Annotated in this window: 22 protein-coding genes; 15 read left to right on the top strand and 7 right to left on the bottom strand. The window is 40.9% G+C overall.

The features are described from left to right. Positions 1–364: 364 nt before the first annotated feature. The 8 genes from ilvG to CWC30_RS03110 all read left to right on the top strand — a co-directional run bounded on the left by ilvG (position 365) and on the right by CWC30_RS03110 (position 9534). Entirely contained in the window at positions 365–2014 is a 1650-nt protein-coding gene (ilvG, locus tag CWC30_RS03145) for an acetolactate synthase 2 catalytic subunit (RefSeq protein ID WP_036981041.1), read from the top strand. Further along, positions 2011–2253 (top strand): acetolactate synthase 2 small subunit, encoded by a 243-nt coding sequence (gene ilvM, locus CWC30_RS03140; RefSeq protein WP_008112745.1) that lies wholly within the window; start codon positions 2011–2013, stop codon positions 2251–2253. Before ilvG ends, ilvM begins: the two co-directional genes overlap by 4 nt. Positions 2254–2354: 101 nt before the next feature. Further along, positions 2355–4211: a dihydroxy-acid dehydratase gene (gene ilvD / locus CWC30_RS03135; RefSeq protein WP_036983358.1), complete on the top strand. Its 1857-nt coding sequence runs from the start codon at positions 2355–2357 to the stop codon at positions 4209–4211. Positions 4212–4213: 2 nt separating this feature from the next. Next, entirely contained in the window at positions 4214–5767 is a 1554-nt protein-coding gene (gene ilvA, locus CWC30_RS03130) for a threonine ammonia-lyase, biosynthetic (protein WP_036981045.1), read from the top strand. 144 nt (positions 5768–5911) lie between these two features. Then, entirely contained in the window at positions 5912–6895 is a 984-nt protein-coding gene (locus CWC30_RS03125; protein ID WP_138626395.1) for an ABC transporter substrate-binding protein, read from the top strand. Positions 6896–7027: 132 nt separating this feature from the next. After that, positions 7028–8212: a methyltransferase gene (locus CWC30_RS03120; protein ID WP_138626394.1), complete on the top strand. Its 1185-nt coding sequence runs from the start codon at positions 7028–7030 to the stop codon at positions 8210–8212. Positions 8213–8222: 10 nt separating this feature from the next. Continuing rightward, positions 8223–8888 (top strand): carbonate dehydratase, encoded by a 666-nt coding sequence (gene can, locus CWC30_RS03115; RefSeq protein ID WP_036981050.1) that lies wholly within the window; start codon positions 8223–8225, stop codon positions 8886–8888. Between the two features lies 1 nt (position 8889). After that, complete coding sequence (locus CWC30_RS03110) at positions 8890–9534, top strand: NAD(P)H-binding protein (protein WP_138626393.1); 645 nt, start codon at positions 8890–8892, stop codon at positions 9532–9534. 48 nt (positions 9535–9582) lie between these two features. Here the strand turns inward: CWC30_RS03110 and ubiK are convergent, their stop codons facing one another. Then, complete coding sequence (gene ubiK, locus CWC30_RS03105) at positions 9583–9846, bottom strand: ubiquinone biosynthesis accessory factor UbiK (RefSeq protein ID WP_008112735.1); 264 nt, start codon at positions 9844–9846, stop codon at positions 9583–9585. Between the two features lie 113 nt (positions 9847–9959). On the opposite strand from ubiK, the gene rep reads away from it, so the two are divergent. After that, on the top strand, positions 9960–11978 hold the full coding sequence (gene rep, locus CWC30_RS03100) for a DNA helicase Rep (protein ID WP_076923014.1): 2019 nt from the start codon (positions 9960–9962) through the stop codon (positions 11976–11978). 13 nt (positions 11979–11991) lie between these two features. On the opposite strand, the gene CWC30_RS03095 is transcribed toward rep, so the two are convergent. From CWC30_RS03095 to elbB, 3 genes are all read right to left on the bottom strand, one after another. Continuing rightward, entirely contained in the window at positions 11992–14556 is a 2565-nt protein-coding gene (locus CWC30_RS03095) for a bifunctional diguanylate cyclase/phosphodiesterase (RefSeq protein WP_138626392.1), read from the bottom strand. A gap of 173 nt (positions 14557–14729) precedes the next feature. Then, a complete protein-coding gene (locus tag CWC30_RS03090; RefSeq protein ID WP_016899314.1) occupies positions 14730–15122 on the bottom strand; it encodes a c-type cytochrome in 393 nt (130 codons plus the stop codon). A 223-nt stretch (positions 15123–15345) separates the two neighbouring features. Continuing rightward, the gene (gene elbB / locus CWC30_RS03085; protein WP_028834474.1) at positions 15346–15993 is read right to left on the bottom strand and encodes an isoprenoid biosynthesis glyoxalase ElbB; all 648 of its coding nucleotides are present in this window, start codon (positions 15991–15993) and stop codon (positions 15346–15348) included. A gap of 510 nt (positions 15994–16503) precedes the next feature. Between elbB and polA the strand changes: the two genes are divergently transcribed. The 3 genes from polA (at position 16504) to CWC30_RS03070 (ending at position 20841) form a co-directional block, all read left to right on the top strand. After that, on the top strand, positions 16504–19239 hold the full coding sequence (polA, locus tag CWC30_RS03080; protein WP_138626391.1) for a DNA polymerase I: 2736 nt from the start codon (positions 16504–16506) through the stop codon (positions 19237–19239). Between the two features lie 499 nt (positions 19240–19738). Continuing rightward, positions 19739–20326 (top strand): YceI family protein, encoded by a 588-nt coding sequence (locus CWC30_RS03075; RefSeq protein WP_036981054.1) that lies wholly within the window; start codon positions 19739–19741, stop codon positions 20324–20326. Continuing rightward, a complete protein-coding gene (locus tag CWC30_RS03070) occupies positions 20323–20841 on the top strand; it encodes a DUF1285 domain-containing protein (protein WP_138626390.1) in 519 nt (172 codons plus the stop codon). Before CWC30_RS03075 ends, CWC30_RS03070 begins: the two co-directional genes overlap by 4 nt. Here CWC30_RS03070 and yihA read toward each other — a convergent pair whose 3' ends face one another. Then, positions 20842–21498 (bottom strand): ribosome biogenesis GTP-binding protein YihA/YsxC, encoded by a 657-nt coding sequence (gene yihA / locus CWC30_RS03065; protein WP_138626389.1) that lies wholly within the window; start codon positions 21496–21498, stop codon positions 20842–20844. Positions 21499–21778: 280 nt separating this feature from the next. On the opposite strand from yihA, the gene CWC30_RS03060 reads away from it, so the two are divergent. From CWC30_RS03060 to CWC30_RS03050, 3 genes are all read left to right on the top strand, one after another. Then, a complete protein-coding gene (locus CWC30_RS03060) occupies positions 21779–22411 on the top strand; it encodes a c-type cytochrome (RefSeq protein WP_013463877.1) in 633 nt (210 codons plus the stop codon). Positions 22412–23144: 733 nt separating this feature from the next. Next, on the top strand, positions 23145–23729 hold the full coding sequence (gene yihI, locus CWC30_RS03055; protein WP_036981057.1) for a Der GTPase-activating protein YihI: 585 nt from the start codon (positions 23145–23147) through the stop codon (positions 23727–23729). A 12-nt stretch (positions 23730–23741) separates the two neighbouring features. Further along, positions 23742–24257, top strand: a complete 516-nt coding sequence (locus tag CWC30_RS03050; RefSeq protein WP_024602131.1) for a DUF2489 domain-containing protein — start codon at positions 23742–23744, stop codon at positions 24255–24257. Positions 24258–24326: 69 nt separating this feature from the next. Here the strand turns inward: CWC30_RS03050 and hemN are convergent, their stop codons facing one another. Beyond that, a complete protein-coding gene (gene hemN, locus CWC30_RS03045) occupies positions 24327–25700 on the bottom strand; it encodes an oxygen-independent coproporphyrinogen III oxidase (protein WP_036981059.1) in 1374 nt (457 codons plus the stop codon). Between the two features lie 115 nt (positions 25701–25815). Next, positions 25816–26340: a ribosome biogenesis factor YjgA gene (gene yjgA, locus CWC30_RS03040; protein WP_013463882.1), complete on the bottom strand. Its 525-nt coding sequence runs from the start codon at positions 26338–26340 to the stop codon at positions 25816–25818. Positions 26341–26382 lie beyond the last annotated feature (42 nt).

The following is a 26382-nucleotide window of genomic DNA, read 5'->3' as shown; positions in this document are numbered from 1 at the left end:
ATGAAGGGATAAAAAATCTATTTAACCTCGCTTAATTGAATTTTAAAACCTGAGTAAGTGTATTTTTATAATTATTTTGAATTGAATTTGGTGTTGACTTACCGCCCTGAGCGCGGTACTAATATAAAAAGACAGCGAAACAAGATGTTCGCAGTGACTAAATCTTAAATGGTACTGAATTTTATGCTTAAAAATGCACTTAACCTAGTCCTGATTATTATCGTGGTGATTATTCCCGCGAGGGCTTCGTAGTGCTTTAAAAAACTAAGCATTGAAAAGCCCTCCGCACTTAACCGTCCGGGGGGCTTTTTAGTTTTAGAGTTAAATTTTTAATGGGTTGTCAAACAGGAATGAGGATTTACTAATGACAGGCGCAGAACTAACAATAGATTTACTCGCCAAACACGGCGTAGATGAAGTATTTGGCTACCCAGGTGGTGCTATTATGCCCATTTACGATGCCTTGTATGGTGCGCCTGTAAAACATTATCTTACTCGTCATGAGCAAGGTGCAGGGTTTGCCGCCGTGGGCTATGCACGCAGTACTGGACGTTTAGGTGTGTGCTTGGCAACATCAGGCCCTGGAGCTACTAATTTAATTACCGCATTGGCAGATGCCATGATGGACTCAGTGCCTTTACTTGCTATTACAGGGCAAGTACCAACCGCCGCCATTGGCTCTGATGCTTTTCAGGAAATTGACGTGCTTGGCATGTCGCTTTCATGTACTAAACACAGTTACATGGTTGAGCGAGCAGAAGATTTAGCCGAAATATTACAAGAAGCGATGCATTTAGCACAAAGCGGCCGTCCTGGCCCCGTTTTAGTTGATATTCCCAAAGACATTCAAATGGCGCAGGTGCCTTTTAAACCTTGGTTGGCGGCAGATGAATACTTACCGCAACTTGATTTAAACCAAGTTGCTATCGCCAATCAATTACTCAGTGAAGCCAAGCAACCCGTAGCGTATGTTGGTGGGGGCGTTCATGCCGCTGATGCGCAAGCGCAGTTAATGCAATTTTTAAATAAAACGCAAATGCCTGCGGTTTCAACTCTTAAAGCATTGGGCAGTGTATTACCTGATTACGAATATGATTTAGGGATGCTAGGTATGCATGGCGGTCAAGCGGCTAATTTAGCCGTGCAAGAATGTGATGTATTAGTGTGTATTGGCGCTCGCTTTGATGACCGTGTAACAGGCAATTTAGCTAAGTTTGCTGCAAAAGCAAACGTAATTCATTTAGACATAGATGCAGCCGAGGTCGGTAAACGTAAACCCGCAAAAGCGTCATTAATTGCAGATTTAAAAACTTCACTTCCCGCCCTTGAGTGCGTGGTTACACCAAAAGCGTGGTGCGATCATAATAAACAAATGATGGTTAAGCATGCATGGCGCTACGACTATCCTGGCGAAAAAGTATTTGCCCCTTATTTACTTAATCAACTAAGCCAGCGTATGCCAAGCACCAGTGTTGTTTGCTGCGATGTGGGCCAGCACCAAATGTGGGTAGCTCAGCACATGAAGTTTAGCCACCCTTGCAACCATTTGAGCAGTGGTGGTGCAGGCACTATGGGATTTGGTTTACCCGCGGCTATAGGTGCACAGATAGCGCGTAAAGATGACTTTGTCATCACCGTTTCAGGTGATGGTTCAATCATGATGAACATTCAAGAGCTTGCCACTATTCGCCGTAATAATTTACCAGTAAAAATACTGATACTTGATAACCAGCGTTTAGGCATGGTGCGCCAATGGCAGGAGTTATTTTTTGAAGGGCGCTTTAGCGAAACTAACTTGTCAGATAACCCTGACTTTGTACAGCTAGCGGCTGTTTTTGGTATTCCTGGGCAAACGATTACCCATGCCAATCAAGTGGATGATGCAATTACAGCCTTATTAAATAGCGATGGGCCTTACATTGTTCATGCTTGTATTGATGATAAAGAAAACGTATGGCCACTTGTTCCACCTGGGGCTGCTAACGATGAAATGATGACGGAGAAAGCACAATGAAACACAACTTAACAATTGCCTTAAAAAGTCAAAGTGTCGCAATCGAGCGCTTTTTACGTGTCGTACGTCATCGTGGTTTTGACTTGACTCACTTGCAGCTCAATATGGACGATGGTCAATATAATATGGCCATGACGGTTGATAGTGATAAACCAATTTATTTGCTTACCAGTCAACTAAATAAATTGGTTGATGTGAAACATGTGACGCTACAAAGCTTACAGCAACAGGCTGTATAAAATAAATTTAACGAATTTTACGAATAACCGGTTATTTGGTTATTCATCAATTTTTAGAATGAGGAATGCCCGCATTAACTGCGGCAAACACTGAGGTAACTATGGCTAAATTAAGAAGTGCAACCACCACTGAAGGGCGTAAACGCGCAGGCGCAAGAGCATTATGGCGTGCAACAGGCATGACTGATACCGACTTTGGTAAGCCAATTATTGCTGTTGTGAACTCATTTACGCAATTTGTTCCGGGGCACGTGCATCTTAATCAGCTTAGTGAACTGATGGCTGAAACCATTACTCAGGCCGGTGGTGTACCTAAAGAATTTAATACCATTGCTATCGATGACGGTATTGCCATGGGTCACGGCGGTATGCTTTATTCACTGCCATCGCGCGATTTAATTGCCGACTCGGTAGAGTACATGGTCAATGGCCATTGTGCCGATGCGATGATTTGTATTTCTAACTGCGATAAAATCACCCCTGGGATGATGTTAGCTGCGCTGCGTTTAAATATACCGGTTATTTTTGTATCGGGTGGCCCTATGGAAGCGGGTAAAACTAAATTAGCCAATATCGATATTAAACTCGATTTAGTAGATGCCATGGTTAAAGGCGCCGATGAATCGGTAAGTGATGCCGACTCAGAGCAGGTTGAACGCTCTGCATGTCCTACCTGTGGTTCGTGTTCAGGGATGTTTACTGCCAATTCAATGAACTGTTTATTAGAAGCAATAGGCCTTGCGCTACCTGGTAACGGTACCACGCTTGCGACCCACAAAGACCGTAAACAATTGTATGTCGAAGCAGGTGCTCGCATCGTTGATTTATGCCGCGAGTACTACCAAAAAGATAACCAAGACGTACTGCCTCGTGCCATCGCTAATAAAACCGCATTTATGAACTCTATGGTGGTTGATATTGCCATGGGCGGCTCATCAAATACGGTATTACATTTACTCGCAGCGGCACAAGAAGCCGGTGTAGATTTTGATATGTCACACATTGATGAGCTTTCACGTAAAACGCCATTTTTATGTAAAGTCGCGCCAGCTACCGCGCAATACCACATTGAAGACGTACACCGCGCTGGTGGCATGATGGCCATAGTACGCGAGCTTGGTAAAGCCGGCTTGGTTGATTTATCGGTTAATCATGTTGCCGGCATGACCATGGGTGAGTTGGTAAAAAAATGGGATGCAACGGATCCTAATAACGAAGCGGCGCGAAAGTTTTACCGCGCGGGTCCGGCAGGCATTCGTACCACCAAAGCCATGAGCCAAGATTGTCGTTGGGATGAGGGTGATAACGACCGTGAAAACGGTTGTATTCGCAGTGTTGAACATGCATTTCGTCAAGATGGCGGCCTTGCCGTGCTTTCAGGTAATTTAGCAATAGATGGCTGTATCGTTAAAAGTGCCGGCGTTGTCGATGAAATGCTGCATTTTGAAGGTACTGCTGTTGTTTATGAGTCTCAAGATGACTCTGTAGAAGGGATTTTAAATGGTGAAGTAAAAGCCGGCGATGTGGTTGTAATTCGCTATGAAGGCCCTAAAGGCGGTCCTGGCATGCAAGAAATGCTATACCCAACCAGCTACTTAAAATCAAAAGGCTTGGCAGAGAAGTGTGCATTAATTACTGATGGGCGTTTTTCAGGAGGCACATCGGGTTTATCAATTGGCCATGTGTCTCCCGAGGCAGCCAGCGGTGGCGCGATAGCTTATGTTGAAAATGGCGATAAAATTATCATCGATATTGCCACTCGAGAAATCACTTTAGCATTAAGCGATGAGGAACTCGAAGCTCGCAGGCAAAAACAATTGGCTCGTGGTAAACAAGCGTATAAGCCGCTTAACCGCGATCGCTATGTCTCATCTGCGCTTAAAGCGTATGCGCTACTTGCAACCAGTGCCGATAAAGGTGCGGTTCGCGATTTAGCCAAACTGGAGGAGCTTAGTTAGGTATGGTTTCTCAAGAACTCGATTATTTTCGCGCGATTATCCAAGCCAATATGGAGCCTTTAGCTAAGGTGACTGAGGTGAGTGAAATGGCCGAATTGAGTGCACGATTAGGCAATCATGTTTGGTTAAAGCGTGAAGATCAGCAACCGGTGTACTCGTTTAAATTACGTGGTGCTTTTAATAAATTAAATAAGCTGCCAAAGGGCTCGGTTGTGATCACCGCATCGGCAGGTAACCATGCTCAAGGGGTGGCGCTGAGTGCTTCACACCTAGGGCATAAAGCCACTATTGTCATGCCCGTAACCACGCCTGAAATTAAGGTTAATGCGGTAAGAGCATTGGGCGGGGAAGTCGTGTTACATGGTCATCAGTTTGATGCCGCAAAGGCGTATGCGCTTGAATTAACTGAGCAGCGAAACGGCGTATTTGTCCCTCCATTTGATGACCCCGATGTCATTGTGGGTCAAGGCACAGTTGCCCGTGAACTAATGCAACAGCTGAACGACTTAGACGTGGTATTTATTCCTGTTGGCGGCGGCGGATTGCTGGCGGGTATGGCGGTATACATTAAATCGCTGCGCCCAGATATCAAAGTGATTGGAGTCGAGGCTAATGAAAGTGCTTGTTTAAAAGCTGCCATGGAAGCGGGAGAGCCTGTAGAGCTAGAAAGAGTAGGAAGCTTTGCCGATGGTGTTGCCGTAAAAATAATTGGTAGCGAAACATTTAGATTGGCGCAAAAGTTTTGCGATGAAGTGGTGACCGTATCAGATGATGAAATATGTGCTGCCATGCAAGATATTTTTGTATCAACCCGTGCTATTGCCGAACCTTCAGGCGCACTTGCAACTGCAGGGCTTAAAAAATGGTCTCAGCAGTCGGGTTTAAAAGGGTTAAATTTAGCCGCTATTTTGTCTGGTGCTAATTTAAACTTTGATCGCTTACGTTATGTGGCTGAGCGCACTGCGCTGGGTGAGAAAAACGAAGCTTTATTAGCCGTAACCATTGATGAAAAGCGCGGTAGTTTTAAGCAGTTTTGTGCATCTTTAGGTGGGCGTGCTATTACCGAATTTAACTATCGATATGCAGGGCCTGGCGAGGCGCAAATTTTTGTTGGTATTGCACTGCGCCAAGGGTTAGCAGAACTTGAAGAGCTTAAACAAAGTCTAACAGATAACAAATATACCTTTTGCGATTTGTCAGATAACGAATTAGCAAAGCTGCATGTACGCTATATGGTTGGCGGTAAAGCGCCAGAGCAGTTACATGAACGCTTACTAAGGTTTGAGTTTCCAGAGTACCCAGGCGCATTGGCGCGCTTTTTAGATACGCTGGGTAGTAACTGGAATATCACTTTATTTCACTACCGTAATCATGGCGGGTCAATGGGGAATGTATTAGCAGGCTTTGCTATTGAACCAAGCCAATATGAGATGTTTAATGAGCACTTAAATCGCCTAGGTTACAGTGTTCAAGACGAAACCCATAACCCGTGTTTCACCCAGTTTTTAACTACCCAACCTCAAGCAGAAAAGCTTGAAAAGCTCGCCTTAGCATAATCCTACTTTAAGCAGGCATCTTCTGTGGATGCTTGCTTTATTAGCTGCTTTACATATAGTTACGTTAATCACTACGTTTTTTGGAAACTCTCTTTGTTACTTAAAGGAATGATAATTAGCGCCTGCCTTTTTTGTAGCCAGTTAATGGCGCAGGAATCAGTCACACTACAATTAAAGTGGACACATCAATTTCAATTTGCGGGTTATTATATGGCTCAGCAAAAAGGGTATTATGATGAGGCCGGTTTAGACGTCACTATTGTGCCTGCCGATCCAAAACGGCCCAATAGTTTTGGCGCGGTAGAGCGTGGTGAAGCCCAGTTTGGGGTTGCGCATTCTGGTATTTTACAGCAGCGTATTGCAGGTAAACCCTTTGTAGCCATGGCTGCCATATTACAGTTTTCTCCTTATTGCTGGATGGTCAAAGAAAGCTCTGATATTTTTCATGCCCGTGATTTTGTCAATAAACGTGTAAGTGAAGTGAGTAAAGAGAGCAATTCTGAGTTGTTAACTATGCTCAAGCGCAGCGGTATAAATATCGAAAAGTTGGTTATATACAAAGGCGATAAATTACAAAAAGCATGGATGGAAAATAAAATAGATGCCATCGAAGTCTATGTTACCGACTTACCTTATTATATGGATCAGCAAGGTATTGCTCATCGACTTATATGTCCACAACGTTATGGCATGGACGTATACGCAGATATTTTATTTACCAGTGATGACATGATTAAGTACCACCCCGATACGGTAGAAAAGTTTTACCAAGCGAGTTTAAAAGGGTGGCGTTATGCGGTAATGAATATGGATGAAGCCATCGCCATTACTCAGCAGTTTTATGCCCCTGAGCGTAGTTTTCATCAATTAGCTTTTGAGGCCGAAGTGCTAAAAGACTATATTGTACCGCCAAGCACCAATGTGGGTAATATGTCGATGGCCAAATGGCGTTTGATTGCTGATTTATATGAGATTGACCAAACAAAGTTTGACGAAGTAAAAGCCGATTTTATTTATAAATATAAAAAACAAGAAACGTTGCAGCTTTCTTGGATGCTGATTGCGGCCATTATTATTAGTATTATTTCTATTCCCCTTTATTTACGGTTAATGTTCAAAGCACGCTAATGGCTAATTTAACCAATAAAAAGGTGGGAAAGTTAAGTAATCCCCTTGCTCTGCGAGGTTAAAAAAATAACCGCTTAATTAGGCGCGAGTGTACTGGTATAATTTATTGCCTTTTTAATATTTTAAGCTGTTATGACCTTAACTGAGCAATTTACTGCCCTCGATTCGTTACTGATGAATACGCGCTCTTATTGGCAATGTACTGCGTTTGATTTTGACTGTTTACCATGGCCTGAATTACACGACCCCCTAACTGCTTTAACTGATCAGGACGTTGCTGAGTTAGATACTGATCAAGCGCAACTTTATCAGTTTTTTTCACCTTACATACCCGGTATTGAGCAATTAAGCCGATTAGCTTCACTCCCTGTCATAACAAGCAGTCGAACGGATTATCCGTTTTGGATTAGTAACGGTATTAAAGGACGAAAGTTTACACAGCTACAAGACTTTGTTGGTGCGCTACCTGCCAATGATCAGCCTATTTTAGAGTGGTGTGCAGGCAAAGGCCATTTAGGACGAATGTTAGCTTTTAATGGTGCGCCGAGCGTGCACAGTATTGAGCTACAATCTCACTTATGTGAGCAAGGACAAAAAAGTGCGCAGCAACAGGGGCTTGCTATGCAATTTAGCCAAGCTGATGTACTCACAGATAACACTCAGGATTTTTTTAACCCACAAACCCATGCCGTTGCTTTACATGCCTGCGGTGCGTTACATCAAACATTTATGCATCAAGCCAGTGCGGCCAAAGTAACACAAATTAGTTTTTCACCTTGTTGCTATCACTTGTTTACCGAGAATAATTATCAAGCAATGAGCGAACAGGCGAAGCGAAGTGCGCTTAATTTAACTCATCGAGATTTAAAACTCGCTTTGCAAGAAACTGTCACGGCTCCATCGCGAGTGGGCAAAGTACGAAAAACAGAAGTTGAGTGGCGACTCGGGTTTGATGCTTTAAGAAAGTCAGTCACCGGTGAGTTGGCGTATGTTAGTGTGCCCTCAGTGAATAAAGCAATATTTTCAGATTCGTTTGAATCATTTTGTAAGTGGGCGGCAGATAAAAAAGCCTTAAAACTGCCAAAAGATATTGATTACAATAAGTTTTTATTGATTGGGCAGGCGCGAAAAAAGGTGACAGAACGAGTTGAACTGGTTCGACATGTGTTTAGAAGAGCAATAGAAGTTTGGCTTGTGCTCGATCGTGCTTTATATTTGCAACAGCAAGGCTATAACGTCAGTGTTAGTACATTTTGTGAGAAGCACTTAACACCCCGTAATATTTTAATTTTAGCCAGTTTAACGCCCTCGACCTAAAAGAGATGTAATGAGAAATTTAAATAACCTACTAGAAAATAATAAACGCTGGGCATCTAGAACGAGCGAAGCTAATCCTGAATTTTTTAAAATTTTATCGATGCAACAAAATCCAGAATACTTATGGATTGGTTGCTCTGACTCACGAGTTCCTGCTAATCAAATTGTTGATTTACTACCGGGTGAATTATTTGTACACCGTAATGTTGCCAACGTAGTCGTTCACACCGATCATAATTGTTTATCGGTTATGCAGTACGCGGTTGAAGTATTAAAAGTAAAACATATTATGGTTGTTGGCCACTACGGCTGTGGTGGTGTACAAGCGGTATTAAACGAAGATCGCTTTGGCTTTATTGATAACTGGCTACGCCACGTTGGTGATGTAAAGGAAAAGCATTTAGAGCAACTTAATGCTCTACCAGAAAAACAGCGTCTTGATCGTTTAATTGAGCTTAATGTGATTGAGCAAGTGCGTAACGTATCGCGCACTAGCATTGTTCAAGATGCTTGGTTACGAGGTCAAGAGCTCACAGTGCATGGCTGGGTATATGGATTAGAAAACGGTCACTTGCATGATTTAGAGTCGGTAGTTAGCTGCGCTGAAGAAGAATACATTAGCTATAAAAAAGCTGTACACCATGTACTAAATAAATCTGCGGACAGTCACCTTTAATATGACCAAAACGGCGCTAATAATCGGCAGTACCGGCTTAGTGGGCAGCCAGTTATTACAACAGCTGTTAGCATCTCCTTGCTATACGAAAGTAGTGAGCTTATCGCGCCGCCAATTAGATTTTTCTCATCCTAAATTAACTAGCCATGTTATTGATTTTGAAAATTTGACGCATCATGTTGAATTGTTCAAAGGTGACGTGTTCTTTTCCTGCTTAGGCACCACGTTAAAGCAAGCAGGAAGCGTAGCAGCACAGCGTAAAGTTGATTTTGAATACCAATTTATTTGTGCGCAAATGGCGGCTAATAACGGTGTTCCTCATTATTGTTTGGTGTCATCAAGTGGCGCAAATGCGCATAGCATGAGCCGTTATTTAAAAATAAAAGGGGAACTTGAGCAGCAGGTAAAGCAGCTTGGCTTTTCGCGCTTGAGTATATTGCAACCGTCTTTGTTAGTCGGCAAGCGATCAGAGCTTAGAATTGCAGAAAAGCTAGGTGAGGTGGTACTGCCACTGTTAACGCGTTTTGGCATCTTCAAACGGTATAGACCAATAACCGGTGAGCAAGTAGCTAATAAATTGCTAAGGGTGAGCATAGAGCAGCAACAAGCAACGGGTTACTATGTGCTCGACGAGCTATTTGAATAACTGAGTGATTAGCGCCATAAAGCAGGTTCGTCTATGGCGTTATATTCATTATTCTGCGTCTGTTTTTGCCGATAATTGCTGTTCTAGTATCGCTACTTTTGCTTCTAATTCAGTCAGCTTTTCACGGGTGCGGATCAGCACTTGGCTTTGAATATCAAACTCTTCACGGCTTACAAAGTCCATTTCGGCAAGCTTATTTTGTAACACTTGCTTGGTTTTACCTTCAAGTGTATCAGCCAGGTTTTTTACACCTTGTGGCATGTTATTAGTGATCTGTTTCGCAATTTCTTCAAGTTTTGCTGGGTTAATCATAGTCGTCCCTTGCCTGTTGCCTAAAATGATAATAACTAATATTACCTTATTGGCTAGGCGTATTGTAGTGATTACGTTAAAATTGCCCGTCTTTTTGCAATCAGCTGGTCGTTATGAAACTCAATCCTAAACAAGATGAAGCGGTAAAGTACATTAGTGGTCCTTGCTTAGTATTAGCCGGCGCAGGCTCGGGTAAAACACGAGTTATTACCAACAAAATTGCTTACTTAGTACAGAAGTGTGAGTATCAAGCGCGTAATATTGCGGCGGTTACCTTTACCAATAAAGCGGCTAAAGAAATGCGCGAGCGGGTTTTGCAAACCTTAGGCAAACAAGAGTCTAAAGGTTTATGGGTCTCTACCTTTCATACACTCGGGCTTGAAATCATCAAAAAAGAGTTAAAAACACTGGGTTTTAAACCCGGTTTTTCGTTGTTTGACGACCAAGATACGAATCAATTACTTGCTGATTTAACCGAAGATGAGCTTAAAAAAGACAAAGACTTACTAAATCTACTTAAAATGCAAATTGGTAGTTGGAAGAATGAACTCATTTTACCAGAGCAAGCTATTCGTGAAGCCAGAGAGCCACAAAAAGCCTTGTTTGCTCAGTTGTATGCGCGTTACCAAAATCAATTAAGAGCGTATAACGCGCTGGATTTTGATGATTTAATTATGATCCCCACGCTGCTTTTAAGTAGTAATGCCACATCACGTGAGCGATGGCAGCAGCGTTTTCGTTATTTACTGGTGGATGAATACCAAGATACCAATACCAGCCAATACCAATTAGTAAAATTGTTGGTTGGTGAGCGTGCACGATTTACCGTGGTAGGAGATGACGATCAGTCAATTTACTCTTGGCGTGGTGCTCGCCCACAAAATTTGGTGTTATTAAGTAAAGACTATCCAGGATTAAGATTAATAAAACTAGAGCAAAACTACCGTAGTGCAGGGCGTATTCTTAAAGCGGCTAATATATTGATTGCGAATAACCCCCATGAGTTTGAAAAAAAGCTCTTTAGTGAACTTGGCTATGGTGAGCAAATTAAAGTCATTGGTTGTCGCGATGAAGAGCATGAGTCTGAGCGTGTGGTTGCAGAGATTATTTCTCATAAGTTTATGAAGCGCACTAGTTATAAAGATTACGCGATTTTGTACCGAGGTAACCACCAAGCGCGTGGTTTTGAAAAGTCGTTAATGAGTAACCGTATACCTTATAAAATTAGCGGCGGGATGTCGTTTTTTTCACGTTCTGAAATTAAAGATATCATGGCTTACTTACGTCTTTTAGTGAACCAAGATGATGACAATGCCTTTTTAAGAATCGTGAATACGCCACGGCGTGAAATAGGCACGGTGACGCTTGAAAAACTAGGCACCTTAGCCAATGAAAAACATCAAAGCTTGTTTGCCACCTGTTTTGATAACGACTTAGGATACAGACTAAAAGGACGTGGTTTTAATGCGTTAGCTGGGTTTGCCCGTTGGGTGGTTGAGCTGTCGGATAACGCAGTACGCAGCGATACCTTAGAAGCGGTCAAAGATTTAGTGCGAAATATTAATTATGAAGCCTATTTATATGAATCATCACCGAGTGCCAAAGCCGCCGAAATGCGGATGAAAAATGTGTCCGAGCTATACCGCTGGATCACCGATATGCTGACTGGCGATGCCGATAATCCGCCAATGACGTTAGCTGAAGTGGTTAGTAAATTGACCCTGCGCGATATGCTAGAGCGTAACGAGGAAGAAGATGAAGCAGATGCAGTACAATTACTTACGCTGCATGCTTCAAAGGGACTCGAGTACCCTTATGTATTTATGGTAGGCATGGAAGAGGGGCTATTACCACACCAAGTAAGCATTGATGAGGATAATGTAGATGAAGAGCGCCGCCTTGCCTATGTAGGTATTACCCGCGCGCAGCAAGAGCTAACCTTAACGTATGCTAAAATTCGTCGTCAATTTGGTGAAACATCGCAAACGGAGCTCAGCCGGTTTGTGCAAGAGCTACCCCAAGATGATCTCGCTTTTGAAAACAAAAAAGCGCCTAATACTCAAGCTGAACGCATGGAAAAAGGCCAAGCTCGGGTTGCAAATTTAAGGGCAATGCTAAAAAAACCACAATAAGGTGTGTTTAGCGCTATTTTAATTCTGAGTTTTTAAGTGTAGCTGGTATAGCGCTGGTTAGTGGGTGCTGTTTAGCAACGAATAGGTTTATGCCGTGTTTATCTAAAAGAGCTCTAAAGTTTAATATTGACGGGCCTTTAGCTATCACTTTAATGTGTTTAAGTTTAGTGATAGCCAGCAAACCTTGTAGCTGTAAGTCATAGCATTCCTGCTGCAATATTCGTTTACTGAAAGTGGAGCTTAATAGTAAGTAATCAAATTCTATCTCGGTCACTAAATTAAGCTCGCATTTATCCTTTGCGAAATTATTTAGACCAATAGAGTAGCCCAGCGCTTTAAGCTGTTTTAAGTTTTCTAGTTGCAGCGCACTGGCGTAACGTAATTCTTGATCATCAAACAACAAACAAAGCAAATCCATGTTTAATGGCTGCTTTAGTGCAGCAGTTAATAAAGAGAACTCATGCTTTTCTAAAAGCAGACTTGAGCAAGGCAGAAGAGCAACGCTTATTTCAGCGTCTTTCGCTTGTTGATACGCTTGTAAAATCAGTTGGAGTTCTACTTTTATATGCTGTTCTTTATCACTTGCAAATTTCTTTAAAATATCAAAACTAGTAAAGCCAAGTACAGGGTGTTCACCAAACGCTTCAAATAATGAGGCATATTGATAATGCTCATCCATAGAAATAATATCTGAGCCACGAAGCGTCATAGGTAATACATCAAAATGGTGCAATGTTTGTGACTCATGTTGCAGCATTGGCTCTGTGAGTAACGGGTGAAATAATTCGAAGCGATTTTTACCAGAGTTTTTAGCGTAATACATTGCGGCATCAGCATCTCTAATAATTTCATCTGTATGTTTATAGCTTTGTTTTGAATAAGTGATACCAATACTCGCGCCGCTTTGCACACAAATACCTTTTGTACAAAAAGGTTTTCGCATGATGTTGATGATTCGATTTGCAACATCTTCAGCTTGGTTTGGCTCGGTTAAATGAGTGAGTAAAATGACAAATTCATCTCCCCCTAAGCGTGCTAATAAATCATGCTCACGGATACATTGAGAGAACAACTGACCCACGCTAATTAAAAATTCGTCTCCGGCATGGTGCCCAAGCTGGTCGTTTATATCTTTAAATTTATCAAGATCAATAAACAGTACCGCAAAGTGCTCATCAGGGTGACGTTGGTAAAACTGTAGCGTTTTTTCTAGCTGCGTTAAAAATAAATTACGATTTGGCAAGCTTGTTAATGAGTCATGGTGCGCATCGTGATACAGCTGCTGCTCTATTTTTTTACGCTCATCAATTTGCATCTGTAAATGCAAATTTGCTTGGCTTAGCTCTTTGGTTTTTTCGTTTACTCGAGAAGCGAGCTCTTGGTGGCTCTTTTTCAGCGCCTGTGAGGCTAATTTTGTTTGTAATACCGTGGCAATTTGATGCGATACAAAGGTTATGAGTTCTGCATCATCTTGTGTGAAAAGGTGTTCATTATTATAAGCTTGGCAAACAATTAAACCTATAACTCCTTGCGATGTTTTTAGCGGAGCGCCAAGCCAGCTGGTGGCTCTTCTAGATTCATCAATTGGTTTTTCACGCTCTACAATACCACTATCTAATAACTCTTGTGCTCTTTGCGGGTGAATTATTTGTGTTTCTTCAGTGCTGATCACCAGCTCACTGTACCCTTTTGCAAAGCGCCTTGGTTGGGTGCTGCCTTGAAATTCGTCAACACTGTAAGGAAAACTAATCCAGCCCGTTTCTTTATCATACAAGGCAATATAAAGATTTTTTGCGTAAGTGATGGTTTTTATTATTTCGTGTATTTGAAAATAAGCATCATCTAGGTTTTTAGCTTGAGTTGTCAGCTCTGAAATTTTAAATAATATTTGCTGGCGTTGCAGGGCGCTTTTTCGCTGTTGTATTTCAACATTTAAAGCATCATTGCTTTGCGTTAATGCACGGGTTCTTAGTTTTACTTCTGATTCGAGCAATTCTCGTTTCTTAACGCGTTCAATAGCTGTCGCTAAATAAAGTGATATTGCTTCAAGTAGGTTTATTTGTTGCGAACTATAACCTTGCTCAGTGTCGTAACTTTGCGCTGCTAATACGCCAATAATATTTTTTTCTTGATAAACTGGAACGCCTACCCAGTGTTCTGCAGGTGTACCTAATGCTTTAAATAAGCCTTGCTGTGCAGCATCATGCATTTGTTGCTTAGTGAAATAAATGGTCTTTCCTTGCTTAAACACATAACCCGTTGCGCCTTCTTTAAAATTATTCTCCCGATTAAGTGGTACAGAAATGCCATCTTTTTCATCAGAAAAATAAGACAGTTCCAACTGTTGTGATTGCGGCTCAACAAGCACCACATAAAAGCTTTTACTCGGGACATACTTTTGTAAAATGTCATGAATAGCTGGGTAAAGTAAGGTTAATTCGGCAACAGTACTTGCTTGCTCTGATAACTGTATCAGGGCATTGTGGAGGTGGTAGGCATGTTTGTACTTTTTCAATAGTGCTTTTAGTCGTTTATTTTGGCGCACTACGCTACTCGGTACAATGAGTTTATCTTCCAATGATGTTTAACCAGTTATAATTTTTTGTATAGTTATTAATCATTATAGTTCCACTTTTAACATTTTGCGTCAAGTAGATATTTATCTTATTATGCTGCGAAAAGTCGATAATTAGAAACAAAAAAGGCTTACTGTGAGTAAGCCTTTCATTTATAGTTTTTGCCTGACTGATTTTATTTAGCAGTCATAAAGTCGATTGCTGCGCTTATTTCATCATCAGAACAATCCATACATGTACCACGTGGCGGCATTGCATTGAAGCCATTGATTGCATGATCTAATAAGGTATCTTTTCCTTTAGCAATACGAGGAGCCCAATCGTCAGCTGATTTAGGAGCGCCTAAAGCACCTGTACCATGACAAGCAAAACAGGCCGCTTGATATACTTGCTCGCCTGAACGAGGCCCTGTTGGTGCAGCAACCGCTACTTTTTCACCTTCAAGGTAAACAGCACCGATAGGCGCTAAACGTTTTTTAATTGCATCTTCAGTCATAGAGTTATCATATGGCTGTGCGTATGCGGTGGTTGCTAGCACAAGTAATGCTGCAGCTGATAGTTTTTTCATTTTGCCTTGCCCACTTCAATTTGAACGTGATCAATCACGATTTTAAATGACGGAATTTAAACCAATTATAACTCCACTAAGTCATTTATAAAATGCTCAGAGTCGATTTTATTTAGAAATACGACTAATGATTGTCTTAACTCAATAAAATTACATGGTTTAGCGCGTAGTTAAATTATAAAACGGGATCATTACGCCTTTAATGCGATCAAAGCCCTTACGACTAACTCATAGCTAATACGTTACGCACTAACTTATCGATTCCTGCATCTGCATCCATAATAGATTGTGCCAACATATAGGCCGGTGTCGTAACGAGTTTATTGCTTTTATCAATAACAATATCATCCACTTTACACTCTACGTGTTCAGCGCCTAATGTGCTAAGAGCCTCGGCTGTGTCGCTATCATTACCAATAGTAAGCTGAGGTTTATGATAAATAAAAGGCAATAGAGCCGGTGCAATACACATGTAACCCGTGGCTTTTTTTGCATCCGCAAACGCTTTACAAGCGCTAAGTACTGCCTCGTTTACTTTAGCGTTAGTGCCATTAATAGCAAAGTCAGATAGATTTTTAGCTACCCCGAAGCCCCCAGGGACAATGAGTGCATCAAATTGTGTAACGTCTAATTCAGCGAGTGACTTTATATTGCCACGGGTGATGCGAGCTGATTCAACTAATACATTTCGCGGCTGTGCTATTTCTTCACCAGTGATGTGATTAATGGTGTGGTACTGCTCTATATCAGGTGCAAAGCACTGATACTGAGCATTATTTTTTTCAATGTGTAATAAAGTCAGTACCACCTCATTAATTTCACTACCATCAAACACACCACAACCTGCTAAAATTACAGCTATATTTTTCATATCATTTCGCTCCATTAAAGTCTCTTAAATAAAGTTTAACACGATGAATCAGCCGATTTAAAAATTTATTTGCTCGTTTTTTAGGCGCAAAGCACCTTGTTATGCGCTATATGCCATTTAGTGATTAGTAGCCATGAAAAAAATTATAAAGGATCGCTATGATCTTTGATCCATTATGCTAGAATGCCCATCCAGTTATTTAAATGGACGTAAATAATTAAGGTGGGTTATAAAACCAGTGACGGTATAAATGCTTTTTCCACACTAATAAAAAAATAATAAAAAAGAACCTCGAATTATCTTTTTTTAGACAAAACAATAAATTACAAATTAATCTAGGCATTTTAAGATGCTTCGGATGAATTGTTCGTGGGTGTTATCTACATAGTTATCCACAACTTACCAAAAATGTAGCGCTATTACTCACATTAATTCACAGTCGTTTTATTTACTGCCTTATGGCATGCTTACACTCATATTACTTTTTTGTATTTAGGATCCAATTTTACCATGGCTCAGATCCCCGAAAACCCGCTTATTTTAGTTGATGGCTCTTCATATTTGTTTCGTGCTTATCATTCACCACCACATCTAACCAACTCTAAGGGTGAGGCCACCGGTGCCATTTATGGCGTGGTAAACATGCTTAAAAGTTTGATCAAACAATATGATCCCTCACATATGGTGGTGGTATTTGACGCCAAAGGTAAAACCTTCAGAAATGATATGTACAGTGAGTATAAAGCGAACCGTCCGCCAATGCCTGATGATCTGCGTACTCAAATAGCGCCGCTGCACAGTATTATCAAAGCAATGGGTTTTCCGTTAATTAGTATTGAGGGCGTGGAAGCCGATGACGTAATCGGTACTTTTGCACGGATTGCCTCTGAGCAACAACGTCATGTGCTGGTATCGACTGGTGATAAAGATATGGCGCAGTTGGTCAATGAGCATGTAACCTTGATTAATACCATGACCGACAGTATTTCAGATCCCGAAACTGTGGTTGAAAAGTTTGGTGTTGGACCTGAACTTATTATCGATTATTTAGCTTTAATGGGCGACAAAGTAGATAATATTCCTGGCGTTGAGGGTTGTGGACCTAAAACAGCAGTTAAATGGTTACAAAAGTACGGATCGCTTCAGGGCGTAATTGATAATGCTTCTGATATAAAAGGTAAAATAGGCGAGAAACTGGCAAAAGCGATTGATCATTTACCGTTAAGCTATGAGCTTGCCACTATTAAATGTGATGTTGAGGTTGAAGCTGATCTTGATACTTTTAAATTGCAAACACCGAATAAAGACGAATTAATTGCCTTATACGGTGAATGTGAGTTTCGTCGTTGGCTAGCTGAATTGCTAGACAACCCAAAAGATGCCGACACACATTTAGCAGTCCCAACGCAAGAGAATGAGCTGCCAAAAGTTGAAGATACGCACTATGAAACTATTTTAACTGAGGCCCAATTTGAGACATTAATAGAACAGCTTAATGAAGCTGAGCTATTTGCTTTTGATACAGAAACAACCAGTTTAGAGTATATGAAAGCGCAATTGGTCGGTATGAGCTTTGCGGTTAAAGCAGGGGAAGCGGCTTATTTACCAATAGCACACGATTACCCCGGTGCGCCCGAGCAGTTAAGCCTTGAATTTGTGATGCAAAAGTTGGGGCCGATATTAGCAGACGAAAATAAAGCTAAAGTAGGTCAAAATCTAAAATATGATAAAAGCGTGCTTGCCAATGCAGGCTACGAATTAAATGGTATTAAGTTCGACACTATGCTGGAGTCTTATGTATTTAATAGCGTAGGCACCCGTCATGATATGGACTCATTGGCGCTTAAATACTTAGGCCACAAAAATATTAGCTTTGAAGATATTGCTGGTAAAGGTAAAAAGCAGCTTACATTTAATCAAATAGAACTTGAAAAAGCAGCGCCTTATGCCGCTGAAGATGCCGATATTACTTTGCGTTTGCACCAAGTGTTATGGCCGAAACTTGAAGCGGATGAAAAACTAAAATCGGTGTTTGAAGATATAGAAATGCCACTAGTAAGTGTTATTTCTGATATTGAGCGCACCGGTGTTGCTATCGACAGCAACATGTTGGCCACGCATAGCCAACGTTTAGGTGAGCGATTACTTGAGCTTGAAAAAGAAGCGTTTGAAATCGCGGGCGAACCGTTTAACTTAAGCTCACCAAAGCAACTACAGGTGCTGTTATTTGAAAAGCTCGAATTGCCCGTTATCAAAAAAACACCTAAAGGCGCGCCCTCTACAGCAGAAGAAGTACTACAAGAGTTAGCGCATGATTACCCATTGCCTAAAGTGATTATTGAGCATCGTGGTTTATCTAAGCTCAAATCAACCTACACCGATAAGTTACCCTTGATAGTCAATGAACGCACGCAGCGAGTGCATACTTCTTATCACCAAGCGGTAACAGCAACAGGTCGATTAAGCTCAAGCGATCCTAATTTACAAAATATTCCTATTCGTTCAGAGGAAGGGCGTCGTATTCGTGAAGCGTTTATTGCCGCAGATGGATATAAAATTGTGGCTGCCGATTACAGCCAAATAGAACTGCGTATTATGGCGCATCTCTCGCAAGATAAGGGATTACTAAGCGCATTTGCTAATGGCTTAGATGTTCACAGTGCCACGGCTGCTGAAGTATTTGGGGTTGAGCTTGAAGAGGTAACATCAGATATGCGCCGTAAAGCTAAAGCGGTAAACTTTGGCTTAATTTATGGCATGTCAGCATTTGGCTTAGCACGTCAACTTGATGTACCACGCCATGAAGCGCAGCATTATATTGATAAATATTTTGAGCGTTTTCCAGGTGTTTTAGAATACATGGAAACAACGCGTGAGAAAGCGGCCGAAAAAGGCTATGTAGAAACAATTTTTGGCCGTCGCTTACATTTACCAGAAATAAATGCGCGTAATGGTGCTCGTCGCAAAGGCGCTGAGCGCGCAGCAATTAATGCGCCGATGCAAGGTACTGCGGCCGATATTATTAAAAAAGCGATGTTAAGCGTGCATGCTTGGGTTAATCAGCAAGCACCTAATACAGTTAAGCTGCTTATGCAGGTACACGATGAATTGGTATTTGAGATTAAAACAGAATGTACTGAGCAATATACCAAACAGATTTGTGAGCTGATGTCACAAGCGGCGCAGTTAGATGTACCACTTATTGTTGAAGCTGACGAAGGTGATAACTGGGAACAAGCACACTAATTTAGCGCTACTGTACTGGCTTTAATATAGGCCAAATACAGAGTTCAAAAAGATTATCATAAAGCGCCTAACGGCGCTTTTTCTTCATCTTGCAGGTTAAAAAAAAGTTAAATTAAACAGCAGTTTGTATTAAATCGTTAGGGGTTCGTCAATTCGCTACGATTATTAATAATATGCTTGTATTTTTACACTTGCTTTTGGTAAAGTGCCGCCCGTCCTCATCCTGTAGGGCATCCTGTTGATGATGCATCGTAAGATGCAACGTATTAATAGCTTCTCCCCAGTTTGCTATATCGGCCTATCATATATTTGATGGGCCGTTTTTTATTGCCTTGCATCCAAGCGTTAAATTTATTCTCTAATTGCACTTAGCGTTTCAAGTGATACCATCAGTCTACTTAGCATTTTCGATTTACCACACAGTAACTAATGATTTTCAGCTTGGCTGATCAAAGTATTATTTTTACCGGTATAAGTCTTTTTATTTTAGGAGTGCATTATGTTTAAAACGTTAGCTATCGCAGGTTTATCTTTATCATGTTTACTAGTTTCAGGTGCTGCATCGGCAAACTGGCAACTATTGAACGATAAAAGCCAATTAAGTTTTGTATCAATTAAAAAAAATAGCATTGCTGAAGCAAGTCACTTTACTCAGTTAGCAGGGCAGCTGAGCGATCAGGGTCAATTTAGCGTAAACGTTGATTTAACCTCAGCCGAAACCTTTATCCCAATCCGTAACGAACGTTTAAGTAAGATATTGTTTGAGTCTGACACGTTTGCAAACGCAGTATTAACCGCTGACTTATCTGATAAGTTGTCACTTATTAAGCAACCTGGGCAGTACGTATTAAAAGGTATTAGCGCTGAGCTAGACTTTCATGGCCATAAAAAGCCACTTGCTGTTGATGTACTCGTAAGCAGTGCGGCCAATGGAGATTTAAGTGTGGCATCATTCTCCCCTATTATTATCAACAGTGATGACTTTAAGATCACTGAAGGGGTAATGCAGTTACAAAAATTAGCCGGATTACCTTCAATTGCTACTGCTGTACCGGTTACTTTTGCACTAACATTTAAAAAACAGTGATTTCACTTAACGAGCTTAGCAAGCAACTCAGCGAGCCAAGCAAACCTTTTGAACAATGGCAGCCCGCTTATTGCGGGCAGTTACCATTATTGATTGATGAGCAAGGTAAATGGTTTTACGCAGGTAGTGAAATTACCCGTCAATCAATGGTGAAACTTTTTGCCAGTGTATTATGCAACGAAGATGGGCAGTTTTACTTAAAAACACCTGTAGAAAAAATCGCGATTGAGGTTAAGGATGCGCCTTTTATTATTGTAAATTGGCACAGTGAACCGACATCAGAGGGAAGCGTTATTTGTTGTATTGATAATTTAAACCGTACATGGCTATTAAGTCGTTCTGAGTCACTTTATATCAATGACTACAAAGGCGCGGCCGTGCCTTATATGCAGTTACCCTACGGCTGCTTTGCGCGAGTTGCGCGTAATGTGTTTTATCAGTGGGCTGAAATAGCCGAAACAGATGAGCTCGGCTATTTTATTACCTCCGCACAGCAAAAATTTTACTTACAGTAATTATTCGCTATCTGGCGTTGCTAAATCAGCAGGTGGAACGGCCACTATTGGGCCTAAATACCACTCATCTAGCTTTTTAGCGACTTCTGGTAAGCCGGTGCCTTTAAGTGATGAAAATGCATGAACCGTAATATCGCCATCTAATCCACTTAACTCACGACGAACACTAAGAACTTGTGATTTACGCGGACCTTGCTTTAGCTTATCGGCTTTAGTTAATAGTGCCAATACCGGAATTTCACTGCCTACAGCCCAATTAATTAAGTCGCGGTCTAAATCTTTTAATGGATGACGAATATCCATTAATACCACAATACCTTTTAAACTTTGACGTTTTTGCAGGTATTCGCCTAGCGATTTTTGCCATTTCTTTTTCATTTCAATCGGCACTTTTGCAAACCCATAGCCAGGTAGGTCAATTAGGCGCATATTATCTACATCGGCAAGTTCAAAGGTGTTGATCAGCTGAGTACGGCCGGGTGTTTTACTGGTTCGTGCTAACTTTTGATCGGTTAGGGCATTTAGCGCACTTGATTTACCTGCATTAGAGCGACCGGCAAACGCGACTTCAATTCCCGTATCAGCAGGTAATTTAGTGATGTCTGGCGCGCTTGTAACAAAAGACGCAGTGTTATACTTGATACGAGATTTGAGCACAGGCTCTCCTAAAACTTAAAAAATAACATTGGGTAAACCAAATTCACCCGTGACGCGTATTTTATACTATAAAGTAGCTATTAAAAAGTGTATTTGAGCATGTAAGATCATTGCTGACAGTACATTTTAACTGGCTTAGCGTTTAATTTTACTCAAAACCCTATAATTTATAGGTTTAATGTGTGTAGAAAACGTGCCAGAGAATTTAATATCGTGTAGAATATAAAAATCACAACATCCATATTGTAGATGATACAGGGTCGGAAACAGAGAATTCACCATGAAAAAAATAGCACTATCTTTAACTATATTGCTTGGTGCGTTGTCAGCAAGCAACGCAACAGCATTTGATGGCGATGTAAACGCAGGTAAAGAAAAATCAGCAACGTGTGCGGCTTGTCACGGCCCAGACGGTAATGCGCCGGTTAACATCTACCCAAAAATTGCAGGCCAACACGCAGATTACATATACAAGCAGCTTACTGAATTTAAATTAGGTATGACTTCGGGCGGTAAAGAAGGTCGTATGAATCCAGTAATGAGCGGCATGGCAATGCCATTAAGTGATCAAGATATGAAAGACTTGGCTGCTTACTTTGCTTCTTTGAACATGTCTGAAGGTGCTACACCGAAAGATGTTCAAGAAACAGGCGCCATGTTATATAAAGCAGGTGATGCTGAGCGCGGTATCCCATCATGTGCGGCTTGTCATGGTCCACGTGGTAATGGCTCTTCACTTGCTAAATTCCCAAAGATTTCTTTCCAACATCCAGAATACATCAAGTCACAACTTGAACAGTTCAGAGATGGTGTTCGTAATAACGACCTAAATGGTGTTATGCAGGACATTGCAAAGAAACTAACAGATAAAGACATTGAAACACTCTCTAAATACCTTGGTGGTCTACACTAAAGTCGTATTTATTTAGATGTTGTTAACATAATATATTGTTAATTAGTGAAAAAGGCAGCTTTAGCTGCTTTTTTTGTGCCTGCCGTGACCGATAAAGCTCCTTCTCTTGTAAGACATTGACCATGCTTTGATGTAAGAAAAATCTCATTTTATTTTTATTTTTTAATGTAACTTCTTGTAATTAATATTTTTTAGTGCTTTTTATCATGTGTAGTACAATAAAAAAGATATAAATTAGTTGTAACAAAATTATTAACGAGTAAATTAACCCCTGTCGCAAAAACAATAACAAATAGGAAAACGTTATAAGGATAGTAGCGCGGCACGACTGAATAGCACATAGAGTGTGCTACCAAAGGAAATATCAAAAAAGTGTTAGGAAGACCGAAAATAATAAAATACTCATGGAAGTTTAATAATAAAAACAAAATGGAATGCTACACGGAAGATAAATAATAAAAATACGGATAGAAAATAATAATAAAAACAATAAAGGCTAAAAAGTCGAAGGGAGAAGTGTCCATATAACGGCGCTCAGATTAGTAGGCGGTAGAGATGTTTTCTCTACCGCCTTTTTATTTGTCCTGTTACAATACCCCCCGTTTAAAAAAAAGCACCTTAACTGTGCTTTGGCGCACAAAATGCCCAAACTGAATTCTCCTGGCTAGGCCAGCACCGCGATGCCCATTGAGTTGCGCCTCGCTCAAAACCTCTTAAGTGAGACGATCAAGATATGAGTAGAAAGAAAAAGTCACGTAAAATACCATCAAATGGTCCCGTTCGTTTAAGCCAAGATAAGCTTAGAGAAATGCGCGCATTGAAAGAGCAACGTGTTAAAAAAACTAAGGGTGCTAAGCCTGGTTCACGTAATGCACCGGATGCATTGAGTAATGACACTCAAAAAGCAAGTTCGGCTACTAAAGATAAACGCGTTGGTAGTAAAAAAGCAGTGCCATTGGTTGCACCTGCTGCTGAACCAAAAATCGAAATGAAACGTAACCTTAAACCTGTAGCTGAGCTTAAAAAGGCCGTTGAACCAGAATTAACGCCTGAACAAGAGTTAGAAGTCCTTGAAAATGATGAGCGCTTACTTAAATTAGTTGAGCGTCATGAGCAAGGTGAAATGCTAACGGGTAAAGATGCAAAATACTTCAATAGCCGCATAGCGCGTCACCAAGTGCTTTGTAAATTATTAGGCATTGAAGATGAAGAAGAGTTTGAAGATGACTTCAGCGATGAAGACAGTAATTCAGACTTTGATCAATACCTATCAAACGATCTAGCGAATGAATGGCTAGATGACGACGAAGATAAGTAATAAGGACACGCAATGAGTACAGCAGTGATCTTAGCCTTAGTTGTAGGTGCTGCTATTATAGCGGGCTTGGCATTTTATGCGGGTCAGTTGCTCTATAAGCTAAATGTGCAAAAAAAGCTAATTAGCAAAAAACAGGCAGAGCAACAGCAAAAGCTAAAACAGTCGCGTTTAAAGCGTAACGCGAAGTTAGCCGATAGTATTCATTTAATTGCACGTGCTATGAATGAAAAGCAATGTGATTATTCTGAGGGGTGCTTACGTATTTGGGTGCTTATGTCGCAATATAGTTTTGATACTGAGCGCGACCTAACGAGTGCATACCCGGGTATTTATAAAATGTACGACGTGGTAAAAGAAATGCCAACCCATGATTCGCGCAAAAAGTACGCTAAAAAAGAAATTTTTAAGCAAGACACGGCGCGCTGGCGTGCAGAAGAATCACTGAGTGATGAAATTGAAGCTGACTGTAAAAAAATTATTGTTGAGTTTAAAGCAGCCCAAGGCAGCGAAAACGTGGTTTTTAACTAGCGCTTAGATTTTACGGCATATATAAAAAAGCAGACCTTGGTCTGCTTTTCTATACGTGCTAGTTTTAAATTATATAACGCGTGAGAAGCGAGTGGCATTTATCTGTTTTTGTAAATGCGCATCAAAGCACATACAAATAATACGAATAAATAAATTCCCTTTTGGTGTTACGCTAATTAGGTTGTTTTCTATTGTTACCATTTCATCGGCAATTAATGGTGCGAGTGCCTCTAAAGCATCTTGAAAGTAGTCATTAAAGCTGATTTTATGTCTGTTAGCGAATACGCTCATATCAAGCTCAAACTGGCAAATAAGCTGCTTAATCGCATCGGCGCGAATAAGATCATCTTGGGTTAAATGCATGCCTTTATTAATGGCACTGCCTGCTTGCTCATCAACTGCTTGATAATAATGTTTTAACTCTTTTTTATTTTGTAATATCGCTGTGCCTATTTGCGAAATAGACGAGACCCCTAAGCCCAATAAGTCGCACTCACCATGAGTGGTGTAGCCTTGAAAATTACGATGCAGCTGACCAGTATTTTGAGCAATAGCCAATTCATTATCAACTTTTGCAAAGTGATCCATACCTATAAATTGATAGCCCGCCTGCGTCATTTGCTCTAGTGTATTTTTAAACATGGTGAGCTTATTATGCGCACTGGGTAAATCGGCGTCTTTAATTTTACGTTGGGCGGCAAAACGTTCTGGTAAATGAGCATAGTTAAATACTGAAACTCGGTCAGGGTTTAAGGCAATCAGTTGCTCAATAGTTTGCTTAAAACTCTCAGGTGTTTGTAGAGGCAGGCCATAAATCATATCTGCATTAATTGATTTAAAGCCCAACTGTTTTGCTTGGGTAATTAATTGTTTTACCTCATCAACATGCTGAGGGCGATTAACAGCCAGCTGAACCTGATCATTAAAATCTTGAATACCAAATGACACACGATTAAACCCCAACTCGCTTAAATCAACCAGCATATTGTCAGCCAGTGAGCGAGGGTCGATTTCGATACCGCGCTCGCAGGTATCGCTAAAGTTAAAGTGTTGCTCTAGCAGTTTTACTAAGCGCGTCATTTGCGCTGCGGTTAAAAAGGTTGGTGTGCCGCCCCCCAAATGTAATTGCTCAACCCGATAATCTTGAAACAGCGGCGCTTGTGCTGCAATTTCTTTAGCTAAAAAGTCTAGGTAGGTATCGGCTTTAGATTGGTGGCGAGTAATGACTTTATTACAGCCACAGTAATAACAAAGCTGACTACAAAAAGGAATATGGATATATAAAGACAACGAACGGGTTTGCGATGATTCAATAGCGCTAATCAAATCTTGTTGCTGATAACCATCAGCTAACGAAAGTGCGGTCGGGTAAGACGTGTAACGCGGGCCCGATACATTGTATTTGTTTATTAAAGTTTGATCCCATTGAGGAAGTTTAATCATCACGCGCACCTTATCTTTTAAGTTGCTGCGTATTGTAAAAAAGCAAAGGGGAGGAGGCTTTGATCTACAACAAAAAAAGGTGCCGCAGCACCTTTTAATATATAACGCGGCTGCGTTACATTATGGCGTCTTTTAAGTACTGAAATAACTCTTTGTAGCTTCTCGCTGGTTTTTCAGCTTTTACTTCTTTGGCAGCATTACGCACCATTTGGCGCATTTTTTGGCGCTCAAGAGCTGGATATTGTTCAATTGTTTCGTTGATTAAGTCATCGCCTTGTTCAATTAAATCACTGCGCAGTTGCTCAATTTTTTTGATCATAACCTCAGCTTGGTTATTTTTATTTAGCATGACATCAATGATCGCTTTAATTTCTTCAATATTTTCTACCGTACGAAGGGTTTTTGCGATGTAATTTAAATGTCGGCGGTAGGCATCACTTTTATTACTTATTTTATCAGCAACCACCATTGCTTCTTTTAAGTCATCATTGAGCGGCAGGCGTTCGCGCTGCTTTTTACCCATTTTGGCAATTTCAGATCCTAACTGATGAAACTCTTGCGCCTCGCGCTTAAGTTCACTTTTTGATACATATATAATTTCTTCTTCAATTTCAGCAGGCTTGCCTTTTTTCTTCGCCATGGGGTGCTCTTAAGTAAAAATAACTTTATCTATTATACGCGA

Source organism: Pseudoalteromonas sp. S4741, assembly GCF_005886135.1.
GTDB lineage: Bacteria > Pseudomonadota > Gammaproteobacteria > Enterobacterales > Alteromonadaceae > Pseudoalteromonas > Pseudoalteromonas tetraodonis.
This window is presented reverse-complemented; position numbering and strand designations above follow the sequence as displayed.

Bases quoted from the DNA above. Each gene is read 5' to 3' on its own strand.
- ilvG (WP_036981041.1), top strand. From the start codon at position 365: ATGACAGGCGCAGAACTAACAATAGATTTACTCGCCAAACACGGCGTA.
- ilvM (WP_008112745.1), top strand. From the start codon at position 2,011: ATGAAACACAACTTAACAATTGCCTTAAAAAGTCAAAGTGTCGCAATC.
- ilvD (WP_036983358.1), top strand. From the start codon at position 2,355: ATGGCTAAATTAAGAAGTGCAACCACCACTGAAGGGCGTAAACGCGCA.
- ilvA (WP_036981045.1), top strand. From the start codon at position 4,214: ATGGTTTCTCAAGAACTCGATTATTTTCGCGCGATTATCCAAGCCAAT.
- CWC30_RS03125 (WP_138626395.1), top strand. From the start codon at position 5,912: ATGGCGCAGGAATCAGTCACACTACAATTAAAGTGGACACATCAATTT.
- CWC30_RS03120 (WP_138626394.1), top strand. From the start codon at position 7,028: ATGACCTTAACTGAGCAATTTACTGCCCTCGATTCGTTACTGATGAAT.
- can (WP_036981050.1), top strand. From the start codon at position 8,223: ATGAGAAATTTAAATAACCTACTAGAAAATAATAAACGCTGGGCATCT.
- CWC30_RS03110 (WP_138626393.1), top strand. From the start codon at position 8,890: ATGACCAAAACGGCGCTAATAATCGGCAGTACCGGCTTAGTGGGCAGC.
- ubiK (WP_008112735.1), bottom strand. From the start codon at position 9,846: ATGATTAACCCAGCAAAACTTGAAGAAATTGCGAAACAGATCACTAAT.
- rep (WP_076923014.1), top strand. From the start codon at position 9,960: ATGAAACTCAATCCTAAACAAGATGAAGCGGTAAAGTACATTAGTGGT.
- CWC30_RS03090 (WP_016899314.1), bottom strand. From the start codon at position 15,122: ATGAAAAAACTATCAGCTGCAGCATTACTTGTGCTAGCAACCACCGCA.
- elbB (WP_028834474.1), bottom strand. From the start codon at position 15,993: ATGAAAAATATAGCTGTAATTTTAGCAGGTTGTGGTGTGTTTGATGGT.
- polA (WP_138626391.1), top strand. From the start codon at position 16,504: ATGGCTCAGATCCCCGAAAACCCGCTTATTTTAGTTGATGGCTCTTCA.
- CWC30_RS03075 (WP_036981054.1), top strand. From the start codon at position 19,739: ATGTTTAAAACGTTAGCTATCGCAGGTTTATCTTTATCATGTTTACTA.
- CWC30_RS03060 (WP_013463877.1), top strand. From the start codon at position 21,779: ATGAAAAAAATAGCACTATCTTTAACTATATTGCTTGGTGCGTTGTCA.
- yihI (WP_036981057.1), top strand. From the start codon at position 23,145: ATGAGTAGAAAGAAAAAGTCACGTAAAATACCATCAAATGGTCCCGTT.
- CWC30_RS03050 (WP_024602131.1), top strand. From the start codon at position 23,742: ATGAGTACAGCAGTGATCTTAGCCTTAGTTGTAGGTGCTGCTATTATA.
- hemN (WP_036981059.1), bottom strand. From the start codon at position 25,700: ATGATTAAACTTCCTCAATGGGATCAAACTTTAATAAACAAATACAAT.
- yjgA (WP_013463882.1), bottom strand. From the start codon at position 26,340: ATGGCGAAGAAAAAAGGCAAGCCTGCTGAAATTGAAGAAGAAATTATA.